The 18,882-nt window shown below is 63.3% G+C and carries 19 protein-coding genes; 13 read left to right on the top strand and 6 right to left on the bottom strand.

The genetic code is table 11. From position 1 onward, the window contains the following. Positions 1 to 267 precede the first annotated feature (267 nt). The 7 genes from BHD08_RS01775 (at position 268) to BHD08_RS01745 (ending at position 6,683) form a co-directional block, all read left to right on the top strand. Positions 268 to 2,235, top strand: a complete 1,968-nt coding sequence (locus BHD08_RS01775) for a dynamin-like GTPase family protein (RefSeq protein WP_125020610.1) — start codon at positions 268 to 270, stop codon at positions 2,233 to 2,235. Positions 2,236 to 2,363: 128 nt separating this feature from the next. After that, entirely contained in the window at positions 2,364 to 3,503 is a 1,140-nt protein-coding gene (locus BHD08_RS01770; RefSeq protein ID WP_125020609.1) for a homoserine O-acetyltransferase, read from the top strand. A gap of 9 nt (positions 3,504 to 3,512) precedes the next feature. Next, positions 3,513 to 4,112 (top strand): methionine biosynthesis protein MetW, encoded by a 600-nt coding sequence (gene metW / locus BHD08_RS01765; protein WP_015275289.1) that lies wholly within the window; start codon positions 3,513 to 3,515, stop codon positions 4,110 to 4,112. 26 nt (positions 4,113 to 4,138) lie between these two features. Continuing rightward, positions 4,139 to 4,561: a DUF4426 domain-containing protein gene (locus BHD08_RS01760; protein WP_015275288.1), complete on the top strand. Its 423-nt coding sequence runs from the start codon at positions 4,139 to 4,141 to the stop codon at positions 4,559 to 4,561. After that, positions 4,558 to 5,151: an RdgB/HAM1 family non-canonical purine NTP pyrophosphatase gene (rdgB, locus tag BHD08_RS01755; RefSeq protein WP_125020608.1), complete on the top strand. Its 594-nt coding sequence runs from the start codon at positions 4,558 to 4,560 to the stop codon at positions 5,149 to 5,151. Before BHD08_RS01760 ends, rdgB begins: the two co-directional genes overlap by 4 nt. Then, positions 5,148 to 6,350 (top strand): radical SAM family heme chaperone HemW, encoded by a 1,203-nt coding sequence (gene hemW / locus BHD08_RS01750; protein WP_125020607.1) that lies wholly within the window; start codon positions 5,148 to 5,150, stop codon positions 6,348 to 6,350. Before rdgB ends, hemW begins: the two co-directional genes overlap by 4 nt. A 9-nt stretch (positions 6,351 to 6,359) precedes the next feature. After that, the gene (locus BHD08_RS01745; RefSeq protein WP_015275285.1) at positions 6,360 to 6,683 is read left to right on the top strand and encodes a DUF3392 domain-containing protein; all 324 of its coding nucleotides are present in this window, start codon (positions 6,360 to 6,362) and stop codon (positions 6,681 to 6,683) included. On the opposite strand, the gene BHD08_RS01740 is transcribed toward BHD08_RS01745, so the two are convergent. Continuing rightward, positions 6,680 to 7,093 (bottom strand): DUF5064 family protein, encoded by a 414-nt coding sequence (locus tag BHD08_RS01740; protein ID WP_256678594.1) that lies wholly within the window; start codon positions 7,091 to 7,093, stop codon positions 6,680 to 6,682. The two genes, BHD08_RS01745 and BHD08_RS01740, sit on opposite strands and share 4 nt — an antisense overlap. A 133-nt stretch (positions 7,094 to 7,226) precedes the next feature. On the opposite strand from BHD08_RS01740, the gene arcD reads away from it, so the two are divergent. The 4 genes from arcD to arcC all read left to right on the top strand — a co-directional run bounded on the left by arcD (position 7,227) and on the right by arcC (position 12,017). Next, positions 7,227 to 8,654: an arginine-ornithine antiporter gene (gene arcD, locus BHD08_RS01735; RefSeq protein ID WP_125020606.1), complete on the top strand. Its 1,428-nt coding sequence runs from the start codon at positions 7,227 to 7,229 to the stop codon at positions 8,652 to 8,654. Positions 8,655 to 8,744: 90 nt separating this feature from the next. Next, entirely contained in the window at positions 8,745 to 10,001 is a 1,257-nt protein-coding gene (gene arcA / locus BHD08_RS01730) for an arginine deiminase (RefSeq protein ID WP_125020605.1), read from the top strand. Between the two features lie 52 nt (positions 10,002 to 10,053). Then, complete coding sequence (locus tag BHD08_RS01725; protein WP_125020604.1) at positions 10,054 to 11,064, top strand: ornithine carbamoyltransferase; 1,011 nt, start codon at positions 10,054 to 10,056, stop codon at positions 11,062 to 11,064. 29 nt (positions 11,065 to 11,093) lie between these two features. Continuing rightward, on the top strand, positions 11,094 to 12,017 hold the full coding sequence (gene arcC, locus BHD08_RS01720) for a carbamate kinase (RefSeq protein WP_125020603.1): 924 nt from the start codon (positions 11,094 to 11,096) through the stop codon (positions 12,015 to 12,017). A 50-nt stretch (positions 12,018 to 12,067) separates the two neighbouring features. On the opposite strand, the gene BHD08_RS01715 is transcribed toward arcC, so the two are convergent. From BHD08_RS01715 to BHD08_RS01695, 5 genes are all read right to left on the bottom strand, one after another. Further along, the gene (locus tag BHD08_RS01715; RefSeq protein ID WP_125020602.1) at positions 12,068 to 13,405 is read right to left on the bottom strand and encodes a DUF1329 domain-containing protein; all 1,338 of its coding nucleotides are present in this window, start codon (positions 13,403 to 13,405) and stop codon (positions 12,068 to 12,070) included. Positions 13,406 to 13,631: 226 nt separating this feature from the next. Then, positions 13,632 to 14,348, bottom strand: coding sequence for a tRNA (guanosine(46)-N7)-methyltransferase TrmB (gene trmB, locus BHD08_RS01710; RefSeq protein ID WP_125020601.1), 717 nt, complete (start codon positions 14,346 to 14,348; stop codon positions 13,632 to 13,634). Between the two features lie 65 nt (positions 14,349 to 14,413). Continuing rightward, entirely contained in the window at positions 14,414 to 15,208 is a 795-nt protein-coding gene (locus tag BHD08_RS01705) for a thiazole synthase (protein ID WP_125020600.1), read from the bottom strand. Positions 15,209 to 15,282: 74 nt separating this feature from the next. Next, positions 15,283 to 15,483, bottom strand: coding sequence for a sulfur carrier protein ThiS (thiS, locus tag BHD08_RS01700; protein WP_125020599.1), 201 nt, complete (start codon positions 15,481 to 15,483; stop codon positions 15,283 to 15,285). Positions 15,484 to 15,571: 88 nt separating this feature from the next. Continuing rightward, positions 15,572 to 15,946, bottom strand: coding sequence for a DUF423 domain-containing protein (locus BHD08_RS01695; protein ID WP_125020598.1), 375 nt, complete (start codon positions 15,944 to 15,946; stop codon positions 15,572 to 15,574). A 68-nt stretch (positions 15,947 to 16,014) separates the two neighbouring features. Here BHD08_RS01695 and mtgA point away from each other — a divergent pair, with 68 nt between their 5' ends. Together mtgA and dibA are read left to right on the top strand one after the other, a co-directional pair. Then, the gene (gene mtgA, locus BHD08_RS01690) at positions 16,015 to 16,743 is read left to right on the top strand and encodes a monofunctional biosynthetic peptidoglycan transglycosylase (RefSeq protein WP_125020597.1); all 729 of its coding nucleotides are present in this window, start codon (positions 16,015 to 16,017) and stop codon (positions 16,741 to 16,743) included. A gap of 120 nt (positions 16,744 to 16,863) precedes the next feature. Next, positions 16,864 to 18,792: a phosphodiesterase DibA gene (gene dibA / locus BHD08_RS01685; RefSeq protein ID WP_125020596.1), complete on the top strand. Its 1,929-nt coding sequence runs from the start codon at positions 16,864 to 16,866 to the stop codon at positions 18,790 to 18,792. Positions 18,793 to 18,882 lie beyond the last annotated feature (90 nt).

Here is an 18,882-nt window from a genome sequence, read left to right as displayed (position 1 = left end):
GCCGTTCATGCTTTGCTGCCAAAGCGGCACCGAGGAGCAAAAAGCGCCTCGGAATGCCGCACGGCAGTACGTAGACTGCACTTTCTCGGCTGTTTCCATCCAGTCTCGTACTCAGCTGCGGGGTATGAACGAGGACATCGGCTCGAACTTGAGCCGATCATGACCGTCCATGCCGTGATCGTGGCCGCTCGGTCACGCCAGGCTTCGATTGAATTGACCTTGCACCGACGGGTCCGATAATTCGCCGAACACACTTCCAGGAGTTGGATGAGCATGGAACGCCTCGATCGACAAGTGGACGCCTACGTCACCTGGAAGCGCGACCTCATTCGCGAGATCACCCGTTATCGCAGTTGGCTGGCGCACAACCGGCTCAGCAGCGAGGCCGTAGAAGCGCGCCTGGAGCGAGCGCTGCGGGTGTTACGCACCGATCACATCACCCTGGCGTTCGTCGGCGAGTATTCGCGCGGCAAGACCGAGCTGATCAACAGCCTGTTCTTCTCCAACTACGGTCAGCGCATCCTGCCTTCGCGGGCGGGCCGCACCACCATGTGCCCCACCGAACTGCTGTTCGATCCGCGTTCGGAACGCTCCTACATCCGCCTGCTGCCCATCGAGTCGCGCCTGGAAGACACCAGCATCGCGCAGCTCAAGCGCACACCGCGCCTCTGGCTGAACCTGCCACTCGATCCGCACGACCCTGAAAGCATGGCTGAAGCCTTCGCCCAGGTGGCGCTGACCAAAGCCATGCCGGTGGAGCAGGCGATCCAGCTGGGTTTCGACCCAGCCAGCCTGGAAAGCGCCGGTAGCGCCGACACCGTGCTGGTGCCGGCCTGGCGGCACGCCATGGTCAACTTCGATCATCCCCTGCTGCGCCAGGGCCTGCGCATTCTCGACACGCCCGGGCTGAACGCGCTAGGCAGCGAACCGGAACTGACCCTGTCGATGCTGCCCAACGCTCAGGCGATCATTTTCCTGCTCTCCGCCGACACCGGCGTTACCGCCAGCGATATGCAGATCTGGCAGCAGCATATCCGTCAGCTTGACGAAGACACCCAGAGCAGCCTGTTCGCCGTGCTCAACAAGATTGATGTGCTCTGGGACGATGTCGCCGGCGAAACCTTCGTCCAGAAGGCTATCGAAGACATTCGCGCAACCACAGCACAGCAGCTCGGCATCGACTGTGCCGACGTACTGCCGCTGTCGGCCAAGCAAGCGCTGATGGCGAAGATCCGCGGCGACCAGGTACTGCTCGAACGCAGTCAACTGGAGCAGCTGGAGCAGCTGCTCAGCCAGCGCATCCTGGCGCAGAAAGAGCGCTTGCTGGAAGACCAGGTGGTGCTTCAGGTGCTGGCGCTGGTGCAGAACAGCCAACACGCGCTCAAGCTACGTCTGGAAAAGGTCATCGAACAGCGCGACGTGCTGGCCAGTCATCAGGAAGGCAGCGGGCAGATGCTGCTGGAACTCACCGCGCGCACCCGGCATGACCACAATCGTCATCACAAGCGCCTGCTGGACCTGAAGACCAATCAGCGCCTACTGCAACGCCAGGGCGAGCTGCTGCGCGCAGCCATCCGTGCAGAACGTCTTGAAGAACACCTGACGCGACTGCGGCGAAGCCTGACCGGTAGCCTGACCACGCTGGGCATCAACCTGGCCATCCTGCACTTCTTCCGCTCGGTGGAGCAGGACCTGGGCATCCTCGAACAGGAGGCCGAGCGCGCCAACAAGATGGTTTCGGCGATCTACCGCCGGCACAGCGAAGAAAACCCGTTGAATGGCATCGACCCACCGCTGTTCCAGCTGCTGCCCTACCAGCGCGAGCTACGCAGCCTGCAAGGCAAGGCCGACCAGTTCCGTCTGCAGCTCAAGACGCTGCTCACCGAGCAGCGCACGCTGACCCGGCGTTTCTTCGCCACCCTGGTGCAGGAAGTCATCGGCATGCACCAGCGGCTGCGTCAGGAAGCCGAGCAATGGGCTGGCGACGCGCTGACGCCACTGCTGCAGTTTTCGCTGGAGCACAAGCAGCAGCTGGAAACACACATTCTGCGGCTCAAGAGCCTCGCCCAGGAAAGCCAACAGAACAGCCAGCGCGGGCAGCTGCTGACCCGCTACAGCGGCGAACTGGAGCAACAACTGGCACAAGCCGCGGAAATGCTGCGCGCACTGCGTCGGCCAGCACCGCTGCGACGCCAAGGCAAAGTGGTCAGCCTGGCCAGCGTTCAGAGCAGTTGATCCGCTTGCCATTTCCGCCGCGCAAGCGTCGAAATGGCAAGCGACCCGCCCGCCGTTGCATTTCAGGATGAATTGCAGCGCGCTTACCTTTAGACTTTGCCGCCTTCTTCAAGCAAGAGCCAGGGTCGATGCCCACTGCAATTCCCGCCGATTCCGTTGGCCTGGTGAGTCCGCAGATCGCGCACTTTGCCGAGCCATTGACACTCGCCTGCGGCCGCACGCTGGCCGATTACCAGCTGATCTACGAAACCTATGGTGAGCTGAACGCCGCACGCAGCAACGCCGTGCTGATCTGCCATGCGCTGTCCGGTCATCATCATGCCGCCGGCTATCACAGCGAGGACGACCGCAAGCCCGGCTGGTGGGATTCGTGTATCGGCCCGGGCAAGGCCATCGATACCCATCGCTTCTTCGTCGTCAGCCTGAACAATCTTGGCGGCTGCAACGGCTCGACGGGCCCGAGCAGCACCAACCCGGCCAGCGGCAAGCCCTACGGCGCCGATTTCCCGGTGGTCACCGTGGAAGACTGGGTACACAGCCAGGCACGCCTGGCCGATCGGCTCGGCATCGCCCAGTGGGCAGCGGTGGTCGGTGGCAGCCTGGGCGGCATGCAGGCGCTGCAATGGACCATCAGCTACCCCGAGCGCGTGCGTCACTGCCTGGCCATCGCCTCGGCGCCCAAGCTGTCGGCGCAGAACATCGCCTTCAACGAAGTCGCGCGCCAGGCGATTCTCTCCGACCCCGAGTTCCACGGCGGGCATTTCCAGGAGATGGGCGTGATTCCCAAGCGCGGCCTGATGCTGGCGCGCATGGTCGGCCACATCACCTACCTGTCCGATGACGCCATGGGCACCAAATTCGGCCGTGGGCTGAAGAGCGAGAAGCTCAACTACGACTTCAACAGCGTCGAGTTTCAGGTCGAAAGCTATCTGCGCTATCAGGGCGAGGAATTTTCCGGGCGCTTCGACGCCAATACCTACCTGCTGATGACCAAGGCGCTGGACTACTTCGACCCGGCGGCGGCCAAGGATGATGATCTGGCCAAGACTTTCGAGGTCGCCAAGGCGGATTTCTGCGTGATGTCCTTCACCACCGACTGGCGTTTCTCGCCGGAGCGCTCGCGGGAAATCGTCGATGCCCTGCTCGCCGCTCGCAAGAACGTCTGCTACCTGGAGATCGATGCACCGCAGGGCCACGATGCGTTCCTGATCCCCAATCCCCGCTACCTGCAAGCCTTCCGCGGTTACATGAACCGCATAGCCGTATAAGGAACGAAGATGCGCGCCGATCTGGACATCATCCAAGACTGGATCCCGGCCGGCAGCCGAGTCCTCGACCTCGGCTGCGGCAACGGCGAGCTGCTGGCCTGGCTGCGCGACCACAAACAGGTCAGCGGCTACGGACTGGAGATCGACCCGGACAACATCGCCGCCTGCATCGACAAGGGCGTCAATGTCATCGAGCAGAACCTCGACCTGGGCCTGGGCAACTTCGCCAGCGACAGCTTCGACATGGTGGTGATGACCCAGGCGTTGCAGGCCGTGCACTACCCCGACCAGCTGATGAAGGAAATGCTGCGCGTCGGCCGCCAGTGCATCATCACCTTCCCCAATTTCGGCCACTGGCGTTGCCGCTGGTACCTGGCGAGCAAGGGCCGCATGCCGGTGTCGGAGTTCCTCCCCTACACTTGGTACAACACGCCGAACATTCACTTCTGCACGTTCGAGGACTTCGAGCGGCTGTGCCAGGAAAGCGGTGCCAGGGTGCTCGAGCGCTTGGCAGTGGACCGCGACCACCGGCATGGCTGGGCCAGTCGACTATGGCCGAATCTGCTGGGCGAAATCGGCATCTACCGCGTCACCGGGCCGTCCCGCTGAGCGGCTTCAACGCTGGAGGTAAGCTTATGAAACACGTCCTGATCGGCCTTTTGGCCGCGCTCCTCACATTGCCGGCACTAGCTGAACGCAAGCACAGCGTCGGCGAATACGACATCCACTACATCGCCTTCAACTCCGGCTTTCTGCAGCCGGATATCGCCGCTGCGGCAGGGCTGGTACGGAGCAAGACCCAGGGTGTGGTCAATGTCTCGGTGCTCAAGGGCGGCAAGCCGGTCGCCGCGCAGGTCAGCGGCGAGGTGAAGAACCTGCTCGGCCAGGACCGCGCGCTGAGCTTCAAGCAGCTCAAGGAAGGCGACGAGGCGATCTACTACCTCGCCCAGTTTCCGTTCGATTCCCAGGAAACCCTGCGCTTTCGCCTCACCGTACAGCCGAGCGGGGCTGAGCCAATCAGCTTCGACTTCAACCAGGAATTCTTTCCCGACCGATGATGCCTTTTTCCGAACTGGTGCTGGCCAGTCATAACGCCGGCAAACTCAAGGAACTCCAGGCCATGCTCGGCAACGCCGTGCGCGTGCGTTCGGTTGCCGAGTTCAGCGATATCGAGCCTGAGGAAACCGGCCTGTCGTTCATCGAGAATGCCATTCTCAAAGCGCGTAACGCGGCCCGGCTGTCCGGCTTGCCCGCGCTTGCTGACGACTCCGGTCTGGCGGTCGATGCCCTGGGCGGCGCACCGGGCATCTACTCGGCGCGCTATGCCGACGGACAGGGCGACGCGGCCAACAATGCCAAGCTGTTGCAAGTCTTGCGCGACGTGCCGGATGCCGAGCGCGGCGCACAGTTCGTCTGCGCCCTGGCGTTGGTGCGGCACGCTGACGACCCGCTGCCGATCATCTGCGAGGGCCTCTGGCAGGGTCGCATCCTGCATGCGGCGCGCGGTGAACATGGTTTCGGCTACGACCCGCTGTTCTGGGTGCCGGAATGTGAGTGCTCCAGTGCCGAGCTGCCGGCTGCACAGAAAAACCAGCTCAGCCACCGTGCACGTGCCATGGCCCTGCTCAAGCAGCGGCTGGGGATATGAAAGCAGCACACCCAGCAATCCCGGCCAGTAACGGTGATAGCAGCATTACGCGAGGGGCCGGCTTCGTGCTGCCGCCGCTGGCGGCCTATGTTCATATCCCCTGGTGCGTGCGCAAGTGCCCCTACTGTGACTTCAACTCCCATACGGCCGGCCCCGAGCTGCCCGAGGAGGCCTACGTCGCCGCGCTGCTGGCCGACCTGCGGGATGACCTCGAGCATGTCCAGGGTCGCCGACTGAGCTCGATCTTCTTCGGCGGCGGCACGCCAAGCCTGTTTTCCGCCCACGCACTGGCTGCGATCGTCGACGGCCTGGAGCATCTGGTCGGTTTCGCCGACGACATCGAGATCACCCTGGAAGCCAACCCCGGGACCTTCGAGCAGGCCAAGTTCCGCGACTATCGCCAACTCGGCATCAACCGGCTGTCCATCGGTGTGCAGAGTTTCCAGGCCGACAAACTCAAGGCGCTCGGGCGCATCCATGACGGCGATGAAGCCATTCGCGCCGCCGACATGGCCCGTGCCGCCGGCTTCGAAAACTTCAACCTCGACCTCATGCATGGCCTGCCGGACCAGAGTCTGGAGGACGCGCTGAGCGACCTGCGCATCGCCATCGCGCAGCAGCCGACACACCTGTCCTGGTATCAGCTGACGCTGGAGCCAAACACGGTGTTCTGGAACCAGCCGCCGCAGCTGCCCGAAGACGACATCCTCTGGGACATTCAGGAAGCCGGCCAGGCGCTGCTCGCCGAACACGGCTATCGCCAGTACGAGACCTCGGCTTACGCGCAACCGGGGCGGCAGGCACGGCACAACCTGAATTACTGGACCTTCGGCGATTTCCTCGGCATCGGCGCCGGGGCCCACGCCAAACTCAGCCACGCCGACGGCTGCATCCTGCGCAGCTGGAAGACCCGCCTGCCCAAGGACTACCTGGACCCGGCAAAGGCCTTTCGTGCCGGTGAAAAGCAGCTCACGGCCGATGAGTTGCCCTTCGAATTCCTGATGAATGTGCTGCGCCTCACCGACGGCGTACCGGCCATGCTGTTCACTCAGCGCACCGGGCTACCACTGGACCTGCTCGCCAAGCCAAGGCGCGAGGCCGAAGCCCGCGGCCTTCTGGCGGCTGACCCTGAGCGCCTGGTGGCGACGCCCAAAGGCCAGCTGTTTCTCAATGACCTGCTACAGAGCTTCCTGCCTTAAGGACACCGCATGGATTTGCTACTCGACCTGATCGTCACGCTGTCGCGCTGGAGCCGCAGCCACCTGTCCGATATTTCGCTAGCGTTGATGGCGACGCTGTTCGTGCTGTTCGGCCCGGCGCTCAACGCCTGGGTGAAGAACACCGTGAGCAACCTCAACTTCTTCCTGCGCACGCTGATCTTCGTGCTGGTCTGCGCGGTGGGCTATGGCTTGGCGATCGTCTTCCTCACGCCGTGGATGACCCAGGGACTGGCGCACCTGAACAACTACAGCCTGGCACCGGTACTGCTGCTGATCTTCTTCCTCATCGGCGTGATCGCCGACCGCAACTAGCCCCGTTCGTCGCGCAGAAAGCGCTCGAGGTCGACGGGCTCGCCTGACCGGATGCGCAGCTGTCGGCGCAAATCCTCAAACAGCGGGTCGTACAGGCGGTGAAAACCGAACACGACATCCGAACGCACAGGCGCGCCGTGCTGGCGCAGGCACTGACGGATCTTCTGCAGGAAATTGCAGGCGACGTCCCGATGCATCCGAAATTGCTCGTCTACTACTATCTGGCCGACCTCGCCGCGTAGGTGGAAGTACGCCCAGCGTGGCACCGCCACGCCATCTTCCACTCGATAATCAAGCAACAAGCGATAAGCAGGTCGGTCCGCCGAAGGCAGGTCGCGTACCTGCAGATGGCCAGGCCTGAACACAAACGCCTCCTCTGCTACCCCACGAGACATGCCGTCTGGCTGCATTTTCAACACCTTTCACGACAGTTCGGGCTAATCATCCCAGCAACTAACCGGTGACGGCTTGAGCGAAATCATTACGTAGCGGTTCGCCCGGTACTTTAATCCAGCCAGTGCCACGAACTTCCTGGAGATAGCCATGGCCGCAAATTCGAAGCAACTCAAGCTAGGAGCATTGGTAGCGCTCGTCGTGGGCTCGATGATTGGCGGCGGGATCTTCTCCCTGCCGCAGAACATGGCCGCCAGCGCCAGCGCCGGCGGGATTCTGATCGGCTGGGCGATCACGGCCGTGGGCATGCTGACCCTGGCGTTCGTCTTCCAGAGCCTGGCCAACCGCAAGCCGGAGCTGGACGCCGGCGTCTACGCCTACGCCAAGGCGGGTTTCGGCGACTATATGGGCTTCTCTTCGGCATGGGGTTACTGGATCAGCGCCTGGATCGGCAACGTCAGTTACTTCGTGCTGCTGTTCAGCACTCTGGGCTACTTCGTGCCGATGTTCGGCGAGGGCAACACCCTGCCGGCGGTGATCGGTGCATCGCTGGTGCTGTGGGGTGTGCATTTCCTCGTGCTGCGCGGCATACGCGAAGCAGCCTTCATCAATCTTGTCACCACGATCGCCAAGATCGTGCCGCTGATCCTGTTCATCGTGATCACAGCGGTGGCGTTCCGCCTGGAGGTGTTCACCGCCGACTTCTGGGGTCGCGGCAACATCGAGCTAGGCGGTGTCATGCAGCAGGTGCGCAACATGATGCTGGTGACGGTGTGGGTATTCATCGGCATCGAAGGCGCCAGCATCTTCTCGGCCCGCGCCGAACGGCGCAGCGATGTCGGCCGCGCTACGGTGATCGGCTTCTGCAGCGTGCTGGCCTTGCTGGTGCTGGTGAACGTGTTGTCGATGGGCATCATGAGCCAGGCCGAGCTGGCGGGCCTGAAGAACCCGTCCATGGCGGGCGTGCTGGAACAGGTCGTCGGGCGCTGGGGAGCCGTACTGATCAGCGTCGGGCTGGTGGTTTCCCTCGCGGGCGCCCTGCTGTCCTGGACGCTGCTGTGCGCCGAGATTCTCTTCGCCGCGGCGCGCGATCACACCATGCCGCAGTTCCTGCGCAAGGAGAACGCCAAGCACGTTCCGGTCAACGCGCTGTGGCTGTCCAACGGGCTGATCCAGCTGTTCCTGATCATCACCCTGTTCAACGCCTCGACCTATCTGAGCCTGCTCTACCTCGCCACCTCGATGATCCTGGTGCCCTACTTCTGGTCGGCCGCCTATGGACTGCTGCTTGGTCTGCGTGGCGAAGGATATGAGGGCGCCCCCGGCGAGCGCCGCAAGGATCTGCTGAATGCAGCCATCGCCACGCTCTATGCGATGTGGCTGGTGTACGCCGGTGGCATGCAGTACGTACTGCTGTCGGCGCTGCTCTACGCCCCCGGGGTGCTGTTCTTCGCCAAGGCCAAGCATGAGCTCGGGCAGCCGGTCTTTACCGCCATCGAGAGGCTGATTTTCGCGGCGGTGCTGATAGGTGCGGCGATCGCCGCCTATGGGCTCTATGACGGGTTCCTTTCGCTCTGAGCGATAACCCTGCCGTATCCACTGGCCACGATCACGAGTCGTGGCCAGTCACCGAAGCACCAACAGGTGCGACGACCAAGGAGGCATTAAATGATGTTGCAATCACCGAAGCTGGGCGTTCACTCCGAGGCAGGCAAGCTGCGCAAGGTAATGGTCTGCTCGCCGGGCCTGGCCCATCAGCGCCTGACTCCCAGCAACTGCGACGAGCTGCTGTTCGATGACGTGCTCTGGGTGAGCCAGGCCAAACGCGACCACTTCGACTTCGTCAGCAAGATGCGCGAGCGCGGCGTCGAGGTGCTGGAGATGCACAACCTGTTGACCGAGACGCTGAGCGATCCGGAAGCGTTGAAATGGCTCCTCGACCGCAAGATCACCGCCAACCAGGTCGGACTCGGCCTGCAGGGCGAAGTACGCAGCTGGCTGGAAGGCCTGGAGCGACGCCAGCTGGCGGAGTTCCTCATCGGCGGCGTATCCGGCAGCGATCTGCCTGGCAGCGAAGGTGGCGAGATTGTCCGCATGTTCCGCGACTACCTGGGCCACTCGAGCTTCATCCTGCCGCCGTTGCCGAACACCCTGTTCACCCGTGACACCACCTGCTGGATCTACGGCGGCGTTTCGCTCAACCCGATGCACTGGACCGCGCGGCGTCAGGAAACCCTGCTCACTGCCGCCATCTACCGCTTCCACCCACAGTTCCGCGACCAGGATTTCAAGGTCTGGTACGGCGACCCCGAGCTCGATCATGGCCTGGCCACACTGGAAGGCGGGGATGTGATGCCGATCGGCAAGGGGGTGGTGCTGATCGGCATGGGTGAGCGCAGCTCGCGGCAGGCGATCGGCCAGTTGGCCCAGTCGCTGTTCCGCCACGGCGCCGCCGAGCGGGTGATCGTCGCCGGCCTGCCCCGCTCCCGCTCGGCCATGCACCTGGATACGGTGTTCAGCTTCTGTGATCGCGACCTGGTGACCATCTTCCCGGAGGTGGTGCACGGCATTACCGCCTTCAGCCTGCGGCCCGATGAGCGCAAGCCGGACGGCATCGATCTGCGCCGCGAGCAAGCGCCGTTTCTCGACGTCGTGGCCGAGGCGCTCGGCCTGTCGGCGCTGCGGGTAGTGGAAACCGGTGGCGACAGCTATGAAGTTGAACGTGAGCAGTGGGACGACGGCAACAACGTGGTCGCCCTTGAGCCAGGCGTCGTGATCGGCTACGACCGCAACACCTTCACCAACACCATGCTGCGCAAGGCCGGGGTCGAGGTCATCACCATCAGCGCCAGCGAGCTGGGCCGTGGCCGCGGCGGCGGGCATTGCATGACCTGCCCGATCATCCGCGACGCCATCGACTACTGACAGCACGGGGCGGCGTGCTCCCACGCCGCCCCGCGAAAAGAGGAAGCGAATCATGCCGTTCAATACGCACAACCGCAGCCTGCTCAGCCTGATGCACCACAGCGAGCGCGAGTTGCGCTACCTGCTCGATCTGTCCCGCGATCTCAAGCGCGCCAAGTACACCGGTACCGAGCGCCAGCACCTCAAGGGCAAGAACATCGCGCTGATCTTCGAGAAGACCTCGACGCGCACCCGCTGCGCCTTTGAGGTCGCCGCCTACGACCAGGGCGCCAACGTCACCTATATCGACCCCAACTCCTCGCAGATCGGCCACAAGGAGAGCATGAAGGACACCGCGCGGGTACTCGGGCGCATGTACGACGCGATCGAGTACCGTGGCTTCAAGCAGGAGATCGTCGAGGAGCTCGCGCGCTATGCCGGCGTTCCGGTATTCAACGGCCTGACCGACGAGTATCACCCGACCCAGATGATTGCCGACGTCATGACCATGCGCGAACACAGCGACAAGCCGCTGCAGCAGATCAGCTACGCCTACCTCGGTGACGCGCGCAACAACATGGGTAACTCGCTGCTGCTGATCGGCGCCAAGCTCGGCATGGATGTGCGCATCGCCGCACCTCGCGCACTCTGGCCGAGTGCGGAACACGTCGCCGCCTGCGAGGCATTCGCCAAGGCCAGCGGCGCACGCCTGACGCTCACCGAAGACCCACGGGCCGCCGTGCAAGGCGTCGACTTCGTCCATACCGATGTATGGGTGTCGATGGGCGAACCGCTGGAAGCCTGGGCCGAGCGAATCCAGCTGCTGCTGCCCTACCAAGTGAACCCGCCGCTGATGCAGGCAACCGGCAATCCGCGCTGCAAGTTCATGCACTGCCTGCCGGCGTTTCACAACTGCGAGACCAAGATCGGCAAGGAGATCGCCGCCAGCTATCCGCATCTGGCCAATGGCATCGAAGTGACCGAGGAGGTGTTCGAGTCGCCGGCCTGTATCGCCTTCGAGCAGGCCGAGAATCGCATGCACACGATCAAGGCAATCCTCGTCTCGACGCTGGCCGGCATCTGAGCCGCACATCTGATTCGGAGAAACGCAGCATGCGTATCGTCATAGCCCTGGGCGGCAACGCCCTGCTTCGTCGCGGGGAGCCTTTGAGTGCGGACAACCAGCGCGAGAATGTCCGAACCGCCTGCATGCAGATCGCCCGCATCGCGGCGGGAAACGAACTGGTGGTGGCCCACGGCAACGGCCCCCAGGTCGGACTGCTGGCTCTGCAGGGAGCCTCCTACAAGGATGTACCCGTCTACCCACTGGATGTGCTCGGTGCCGAAACCGAAGGCATGATCGGCTACATCATCGAACAGGAGCTGGGCAACCTGCTGCCGTTCGAGGTGCCCATGGCTACCCTGCTGACTCAGGTTGAGGTCGACCCCGAGGATCCAGCGTTCAAGCAGCCCAGCAAGCCGATTGGCCCGGTTTACAGCCGCGAAGAAGCCGAGCGCCTGGCAGAGGAAAAAGGCTGGACCATCGCAGCGGATGGCGACCGGTTTCGTCGGGTGGTGCCCAGTCCGCGACCGAAGCGCATTTTCGAGATCAGGCCGATCGGCTGGCTGTTGGATAAAGGCAGCGTGGTGATCTGCGCCGGCGGCGGAGGCATCCCGACGGTATATGACCAGAGCGGTCGACTGCAGGGGGTCGAGGCGGTGATCGACAAGGACCTGTGCTCGGCACTGCTTGCCGAGCAGCTGAAGGCGGACCTGCTGGTGATCGCGACCGATGTCGACGGCGCCTACCTGGACTGGGGCACGCCGCAGCAGCGGCGCATCAGCGAGGCGCATCCCGACCAGCTGCAATCCCGTGGCTTTGCCGCCGGCTCCATGGGACCCAAGGTTCAAGCGGCCTGCGAGTTCGCGCGCAACACCGGCAACGTCGCGGTGATCGGCTCGCTGGAACAGATCGAGGCCATCATCAAGGGCCAGGCCGGCACACGGGTGAGCCTTGAAGCCGCAGGACTCGTATAGCAGATGAACAAAGGGCGCCATCGGCGCCCTTTGCATTGACCTGCACTAACTCAGTTGCCGCGACGCAGCGCCTGCGGCGAGAAATCGCGTGGTCCGAGCTTCACATCGAAATCGTACATCGGCTCGTTGTTGTCCAGGCCGTCGACGAAGTAGTTGCCATCCTTCAGGTGATAGAGCGTTTCCAGCGTGCTGTTGAACATCGGCACGTCGTAGTAGCTGATCGGATGGCTTTCCTGCAGGCCGATCAGCTGGCCTTTCTCGTCATACAGATCGACCGCCAGGATCGCCCAGCTGTCCTCGTCGATGTAGAAGCGGCGTTTGTCGTACAGATGACTGAAGCCCTTGCGCAGCGTGGCCTCGACCACCCAGACGCGGTGCAGCTCGTAGCGCAGCAGGTCGGGACTCAGGGTACGTGACTGAACGATGGTGTCGTAGGCAACGCCCTTCTGGTGCACGGCGTAGCTGTTGTAGGGCATGAGCATTTCGCGCTTGCCGATCAGCTGCCAGTCGTAGCGGTCCGGAGCGCCGTTGAAGGAGTCCACCACATCCGCAGTGGCCAGGCCGCTGGTATCCGGCTGCAGGGAATCGTAGGCCAGCGATGGCAGACGGCGTACACGGCGATCATCGGGGCTGTAGCGCCAGGCCTTGCGCGTCGTCAGCACCTGGTCGATCGGGTCCTGCACCACCAGTGCAGTGCCGGACAGCTTGGCCGGCGCGGTCACGCGGTACTTGTAGTACAGCACGGTGTTGTCCAGATCACCGTAGGTCATCCCCTCGCGGTTGTAGACGTAGTACACGTGGCGGTCGCGCTTGATGTAGTTGGCCCGGCCACCGATCACCACCGCCTGGTTGTTGATCATGTGGCTCTGGTCACCCTTGTAATGCAGGATATGGTTCCAGATGACCTCGATGCCGCTCTGCGGGATCGGGAAGGGAATCCCGGCCGCAGCACCCTGGATGCCGTTGCCGTTGGCGATCAGTTCGGCGCTCACCGCGTTGTAGCGAGTGGCATCGTAGATGCGCTGCGGCACCGAAGCACTGCGACGGGTCGGGAAGACGCGCAGGTGGTAATCCGGATAGCGCTCCAGTAGAGCCTTCATGCCTTCTGAAAGCCGATCGCCGTGTTCGCCCAGATTGTTGCGATCGACACGGTAGAGCACCGAGTCGCCCGCAAATGGATCGGGGTGGTGCATGCCCGGCTCGTAACCGGACGGCGGCGCCACGCCACCGGTCCAGGGCGGAATGGTTCCAGCCGGATTGCCGGCACGCTCCGCTCCCAACGGTGTCAGGTCCTGCCCCAGCCGCGCTGCCTGAGTGCTGTCTACCTTCGCCTGGACCGGCAAAGCGGCACAGGCCGCCAACAACAGAATTCCGATCTTTCCGTACATCGTCTACTCCCCCATTGCGCACGACGCTGGGCACCGCTTGGCTAGCCCGGCTGTCGGCGTTGCATTGTTATACGGTGTGGGCAGGCATGCCTTCCTGGCAGGTGCTCGTCCCTGGCCGCTGCTGCGGCTCTAGAATGGATGTGGCGCAAGCGTCCCACCGGCCGGGCTCTTCGATGAAGGCAGGCGGCGGGCGCCGTTATAGCGGTGCAGCTTGCCGCAGTCTCGCTCAGTCGATGCGCTGGAACTTCAGATCCCATACGCCATGGCCGAGCCGCTCACCACGGCGTTCGAACTTGGTTACCGGCCGCTCTGCCGGACGCGGCACGCAGCGCCCGTCCTCAGCCAGATTGCGATAGCCCGGGGCGACATTCATCACCTCGAGCATGTACTCGGCATAGGGTTCCCAGTCGGTCGCCATATGCAGCACGCCGCCAACCTTCAACTTGCTGCGTATCAGCTCGGCGAAGGCCGGCTGCACGATGCGGCGCTTGTGGTGGCGGCTCTTGTGCCATGGGTCCGGAAAGAACAGCAGCACGCGGTCCAGACTGGCATCGGCCACGCAATCGCGCAGCACCTCCAAGGCGTCGCAACTGTAGACCCTCACGTTGTTCAATTTCTGTGACAGAAGTCCGCTCAGCAACGCGCCGACGCCGGGTTTATGCACTTCCACGCCGATGAAATCCTGATCCGGCGCCGCTGCGGCCATTTCCAGCGTGGAGTGGCCCATGCCGAAACCGATTTCGAAGGTGCGCGGCGCGCTGCGGCCGAACACCTCGTCGAAATCGCGCAGACCGTCCTCCAGCGCCAGACCGAACTTCGGCCAGCCTTGCTCCAGACCACGCTGCTGGCCTTCGGTCATGCGCCCGGCACGCATCACGAAACTCTTGATGGTACGGCGGTGCTCGGTTTGCTGCTCTTCGGCCGCGGGGTTCTGCTCTGTCATGGTCTACCTGCGAGAAATAAAAAAGCCGGCCCCAGACGCAAGGTCAGGGCCGGCCACGAATCGTTTCAGCGAATCAGCCCATCCAGCGGCGACGAGGCGCTGGCATAGAGCTTCTTCGGCATGCGACCGGCGAGATAGGCCAGGCGACCCGCCTCAATGGCGTACTTCATCGCTTCGGCCATCAGCACCGGATTCTGCGCATGGGCGATGGCGCTGTTCATCAGCACCGCTTCGCAGCCCAGCTCCATGGCGATGGTCGCGTCCGAGGCGGTACCGACCCCGGCATCCACCAGCACCGGCACGGTGGCTTCCTCGAGGATGATGCGCAGGTTGTACGGGTTGCAGATGCCCAATCCGGTGCCGATCAGACCGGCCAGCGGCATCACCGCGATGCAGCCCATCTCGGCCAGCTGACGGGCGATGATCGGATCGTCGCTGGTGTACACCATGACGTCGAAACCATCCTTGACCAGCACCTCGGCCGCCTTCAGCGTTTCGATCACGTTGGGAAACAGGGTCTTCTGGTCGGCCAGCACTTCCAGCTTGACCAGCTTGTGACCGTCGAGCAGTTCGCGCGCCAGGCGGCAAGTGCGCACCGCATCCTCGGCGGTGAAGCAGCCGGCGGTGTTCGGCAGGATGGTGTAGCGCTCCGGGCTGATCACGTCGAGCAGGTTGGGCTCGCCAGGATTCTGACCGATGTTGGTGCGGCGCACCGCGACGGTAACGATCTCGGCACCGGAGGCCTCGATGGCCGCGCGGGTTTCTTCGAGGTCCTTGTACTTGCCGGTGCCTACCAGCAGGCGCGATTGATAGGTGCGACCGGCCAGGATGAAGGGCTTGTCGTTCGGAACTGGGCGCATGGGAAATCCTCGTTCGGACTTGATACAGCGGGCTGGGGCCGTATAGGCGGCATATTCGGGACAGGTGTTACCGGCTAGCCGCCGCCGATGGCATGTACCACCTCGACGTGATCGCCTTCGCTGAGCGCGGTCGACGCGTGTGCACTACGCGGCACGATGTCTCGGTTGAGTTCGACAGCCAGGCGGCGGCCACTCAGTTCGAGACGGACCAGCAGGTCGGCGACCGTTTCGCCGGCTGGCAGCTCATAGGGTTCGCCATTCAACTGAATCTGCATGCTGTTCGCCGCCATTGCGAAAAGGGGACGGCATTCTAGCCCGAATCACCCACGCGACCAACGCGAAGGCCGCGGCCGTTCGTCCCGGTCAGCCGCGTATGCGCCAGCCGGCCAGCGCCAGGCATAGCCAGCCTGCGAGGAAGGCCGTGCCACCTATCGGCGTGATCATGCCCAGCTTGCCGATCCCGCTCAGCGTCAACAGATAAAGGCTGCCAGAAAACAACAGGATGCCTGCGGTGAACAGCGCACCGACCGCGTTCAGCAGCCGGCCAGGACGCAACAACGCCAACAGCGCAACGCCGAACAGCGCCAGCGCATGAATCAGCTGGTACTGCACGCCCGTCTGGAAAACGGCGAGATAGGCAGGGCTGAGCTGGTCCCTGAGGCCGTGCGAAGCGAACGCGCCAAGCGCGACACCGGTGAAACCGAACAGGGCAGCCAGCACGAGATAACAACGAATCATTGCCTTTTCCGGTCGATGGCCCAAGCGGCCGTTATAATGCCCGCTCTTTTCGCCGACGACCAAGTGACATGTTGCGAAACCTGCTGCTGCGCCTGTCCAAACTGCTGCTCTGGCTGATCGGTCTATCGGTGCTGCTGGTACTGCTGTTCCGCTGGGTGCCACCGCCATTCACCGCTTTGATGATCGAGCGCAAGATCGAGTCGTGGCGCACAGGTGAAACTATCGACCTGACGCGAGATTGGCGTCCCTGGCGCGAGCTGCCGGACGATCTGAAGATGGCCGTGATCGCCGCCGAGGATCAGAAATTCGCCGACCACTGGGGCTTCGATGTCGCCGCGATCCGTGCCGCCCTTAGCCACAATGAGCGCGGTGGTTCGCTGCGCGGTGCGAGCACCCTGAGTCAGCAGGTGGCGAAGAACCTGTTCCTCTGGTCGGGTCGTAGCTGGCCACGCAAGGCCCTGGAAGCCTGGTTCACGGGACTGATCGAGCTGTTGTGGCCGAAGCAGCGCATCCTCGAGGTGTATCTCAATAGCGTCGAGTGGGGCGATGGCATCTTCGGCGCGCAGGCCGCGGCGCAGCATCACTTCGGCACTGGCGCGCCGTACCTGTCGACCCGCCAGGCCAGCCTGCTGGCTGCGGTGCTGCCCAACCCACGACAATGGAGCGCTGGCAAGCCGAGCAGCTATGTGAACAATCGCGCGGCGTGGATTCGCCAGCAGATGCGCCAGCTGGGTGGCAGCCACTACCTGCAGCGAATCAAACCCGACCACCCGGACTGGTGGCCAAGCTGGCTGTAAGCCGGCATACAAGACGACTGGCGCAGCAGGATGCGGCTCCACCGGTGCAAAACGTACCGCCCGCTCGCCCAGTGCGATGGGGTTTGACTGTGCAGTATTCGATCGGACCCAAGAGCAACGATGAACACATATCTCGTCCGGCTGAGCCTGGGCTATTTCAGCCTGGCCATGCTGTGGATCCTGCTTGGCGACACGCTGGTTAATCATCTGGCCGCGGGCGACAGCCAGGCCTGGCAAATGGGCAAGGGAGCCCTGTTCGTGGCGCTGACCAGCGCGCTGATATTTCTGCTCGGCCGCCAGCACTTTCGCCGCTTCGATGAGCAACAGCGCGCCCAGCATGTGCAGGAAACCAGCCTGAAGCAGGCAGCTGCGGTATTCGACAGCACCCAGGAAGGCGTGCTGGTGACCGATCCCAGGCAGCGCATCGTGCACGTCAATCCGGCCTTCAGCCGTATCACCGGTTACAGCACGGAGGAAGTGCTCGGGCAGACGCCGAAACTCTTCGCCTCGGGCAAGCACGACGCAGAGTTCTATCAGCAGATGTGGCTGGCACTAAAGGACAAGGGTGAGTGGAGCGGCGAAATCTGGAACCGCCGCAAAAATGGCGAGGTGTACCCGCAATGGCAGAACCTGCGCTGCATTCATGACAATCAGGGCCAGCTCAGCCATTACGTGGCCGTGTTCTCCGACCTCTCGGCGCTGAAGCGCTCCCGCGAAGAACTCGACCAGCTCGCCCACTACGATCCGCTGGTCAACCTGCCGAACCGCCTGCTGTTTACCGAACGCGCCAAGCAGGACCTCGAGCGCGCGCGCGCCCACAAACGCAGCGGCGCGCTGCTGCTGATCGATCTCGACCATTTCAAGGACATCAACGAGAGCCTTGGCCACAGCCTGGGCGATGCCTTGTTGCAGGCCGTGAGCACGCGCCTGAGCGAGCACCTGGAAAAAGGCATGACACTCGGCCGGCTCGGTGGCGACGAATTCGCCCTGCTCTGCGAAGGCTACGGCGCCGAAAAGGCCACCGCGCTGGCATTACGCATCCTCGACCGCCTCAACGAGCCTTTTCATATTGGTGATCAGGAACTGTTCAGCAGCGCGAGCATCGGCATCGTGCTCTACCCCTATCCGACTGACGTGCAGAATGCCGAGCAGCTGATGCGCAATGCCGACTCGGCGCTGTTCAAGGCCAAGAGCAGCGGCCGCTCGACCTATGCGTTCTACTCCGAGGAACTGACCAGCCAGGCGCGTCAGCGTGTCGAGCTGGTAACGGCACTGCGACAGGCGCTGGAGCAGGGCCAGCTGCGTCTGCATTACCAGCCGATCTACGACCTGCGGCAGGGCACGATCAGCGGTTTCGAAGCCCTGGTGCGTTGGCAGCACCCGGAAAAAGGCTTGATCGCACCGGGAGTCTTCATCCCGATTGCCGAGGAAACCGGACTCATCAGCGCCATCGACCACTGGGTGCTGGAGCAGGCCTGCAACCAGGCGCGCGAGTGGCTCGGCCAGGGCCATCCGCTCGGATTCATCGCGGTGAACATTTCCAGCCGGCTGTTCGGCAACGGCGAACTCGATCTGCAGGTCGCCACCATTCTCGCCAGAAGCGGCCTGGAGGCTCGCCATCTGGAGCTGGAAATCACCGAAAGCGCGGTGATGCAGGACCCTGATGCCGCGCTGGAGCTGCTGCAGCGCCTGCGCGCACTCGGCGTGCAGCTGGCGATCGACGACTTCGGCACCGGCTATTCGTCCCTTCAGCGCCTCAAGCGCATGAATGTGCATAAGCTGAAGATCGATCAGGGCTTCGTCCGCGGCCTGCCCGACGACCGCGACGACGCAGCCATCACCCGCTCAGTCATCGGCCTGGCGCACAACCTGGGCCTGAAAGTAGTTGCCGAAGGCATCGAGACCGCCGAGCAGGCGGCATTCCTGCTTGCGCAGAACTGCGACTACGGCCAGGGCTATGGCTTTGCCCGTCCACAACCTGCCGATGCGATCGACTGGAGCCCAAGCGAACTCTGCCATGGCCAGGCCTGCCGCTCATCCGGACGGTGATGACAGGCATATATCAATAGGCCATTAGCGGAGTTAAGCTGACACAACTTTCCGGACGAACCTGCCTACCGCACCCGCCAGAAACGACGG

This window comes from Pseudomonas sp. SCT (assembly GCF_003864275.1).
Lineage (GTDB): Bacteria > Pseudomonadota > Gammaproteobacteria > Pseudomonadales > Pseudomonadaceae > Stutzerimonas > Stutzerimonas stutzeri_AE.
The sequence above is the reverse complement of the archived record's forward strand: the minus strand, read 5'-3'. Positions and strand labels throughout refer to the sequence as shown.

What these genes read in the sequence shown, in the direction of transcription:
- BHD08_RS01775 (WP_125020610.1), top strand. Translation starts at nt 268, where the DNA reads ATGAGCATGGAACGCCTCGATCGACAAGTGGACGCCTACGTCACCTGG.
- BHD08_RS01770 (WP_125020609.1), top strand. Translation starts at nt 2,364, where the DNA reads ATGCCCACTGCAATTCCCGCCGATTCCGTTGGCCTGGTGAGTCCGCAG.
- metW (WP_015275289.1), top strand. Translation starts at nt 3,513, where the DNA reads ATGCGCGCCGATCTGGACATCATCCAAGACTGGATCCCGGCCGGCAGC.
- BHD08_RS01760 (WP_015275288.1), top strand. Translation starts at nt 4,139, where the DNA reads ATGAAACACGTCCTGATCGGCCTTTTGGCCGCGCTCCTCACATTGCCG.
- rdgB (WP_125020608.1), top strand. Translation starts at nt 4,558, where the DNA reads ATGATGCCTTTTTCCGAACTGGTGCTGGCCAGTCATAACGCCGGCAAA.
- hemW (WP_125020607.1), top strand. Translation starts at nt 5,148, where the DNA reads ATGAAAGCAGCACACCCAGCAATCCCGGCCAGTAACGGTGATAGCAGC.
- BHD08_RS01745 (WP_015275285.1), top strand. Translation starts at nt 6,360, where the DNA reads ATGGATTTGCTACTCGACCTGATCGTCACGCTGTCGCGCTGGAGCCGC.
- BHD08_RS01740 (WP_256678594.1), bottom strand. Translation starts at nt 7,093, where the DNA reads ATGCAGCCAGACGGCATGTCTCGTGGGGTAGCAGAGGAGGCGTTTGTG.
- arcD (WP_125020606.1), top strand. Translation starts at nt 7,227, where the DNA reads ATGGCCGCAAATTCGAAGCAACTCAAGCTAGGAGCATTGGTAGCGCTC.
- arcA (WP_125020605.1), top strand. Translation starts at nt 8,745, where the DNA reads ATGATGTTGCAATCACCGAAGCTGGGCGTTCACTCCGAGGCAGGCAAG.
- BHD08_RS01725 (WP_125020604.1), top strand. Translation starts at nt 10,054, where the DNA reads ATGCCGTTCAATACGCACAACCGCAGCCTGCTCAGCCTGATGCACCAC.
- arcC (WP_125020603.1), top strand. Translation starts at nt 11,094, where the DNA reads ATGCGTATCGTCATAGCCCTGGGCGGCAACGCCCTGCTTCGTCGCGGG.
- BHD08_RS01715 (WP_125020602.1), bottom strand. Translation starts at nt 13,405, where the DNA reads ATGTACGGAAAGATCGGAATTCTGTTGTTGGCGGCCTGTGCCGCTTTG.
- trmB (WP_125020601.1), bottom strand. Translation starts at nt 14,348, where the DNA reads ATGACAGAGCAGAACCCCGCGGCCGAAGAGCAGCAAACCGAGCACCGC.
- BHD08_RS01705 (WP_125020600.1), bottom strand. Translation starts at nt 15,208, where the DNA reads ATGCGCCCAGTTCCGAACGACAAGCCCTTCATCCTGGCCGGTCGCACC.
- thiS (WP_125020599.1), bottom strand. Translation starts at nt 15,483, where the DNA reads ATGCAGATTCAGTTGAATGGCGAACCCTATGAGCTGCCAGCCGGCGAA.
- BHD08_RS01695 (WP_125020598.1), bottom strand. Translation starts at nt 15,946, where the DNA reads ATGATTCGTTGTTATCTCGTGCTGGCTGCCCTGTTCGGTTTCACCGGT.
- mtgA (WP_125020597.1), top strand. Translation starts at nt 16,015, where the DNA reads ATGTTGCGAAACCTGCTGCTGCGCCTGTCCAAACTGCTGCTCTGGCTG.
- dibA (WP_125020596.1), top strand. Translation starts at nt 16,864, where the DNA reads ATGAACACATATCTCGTCCGGCTGAGCCTGGGCTATTTCAGCCTGGCC.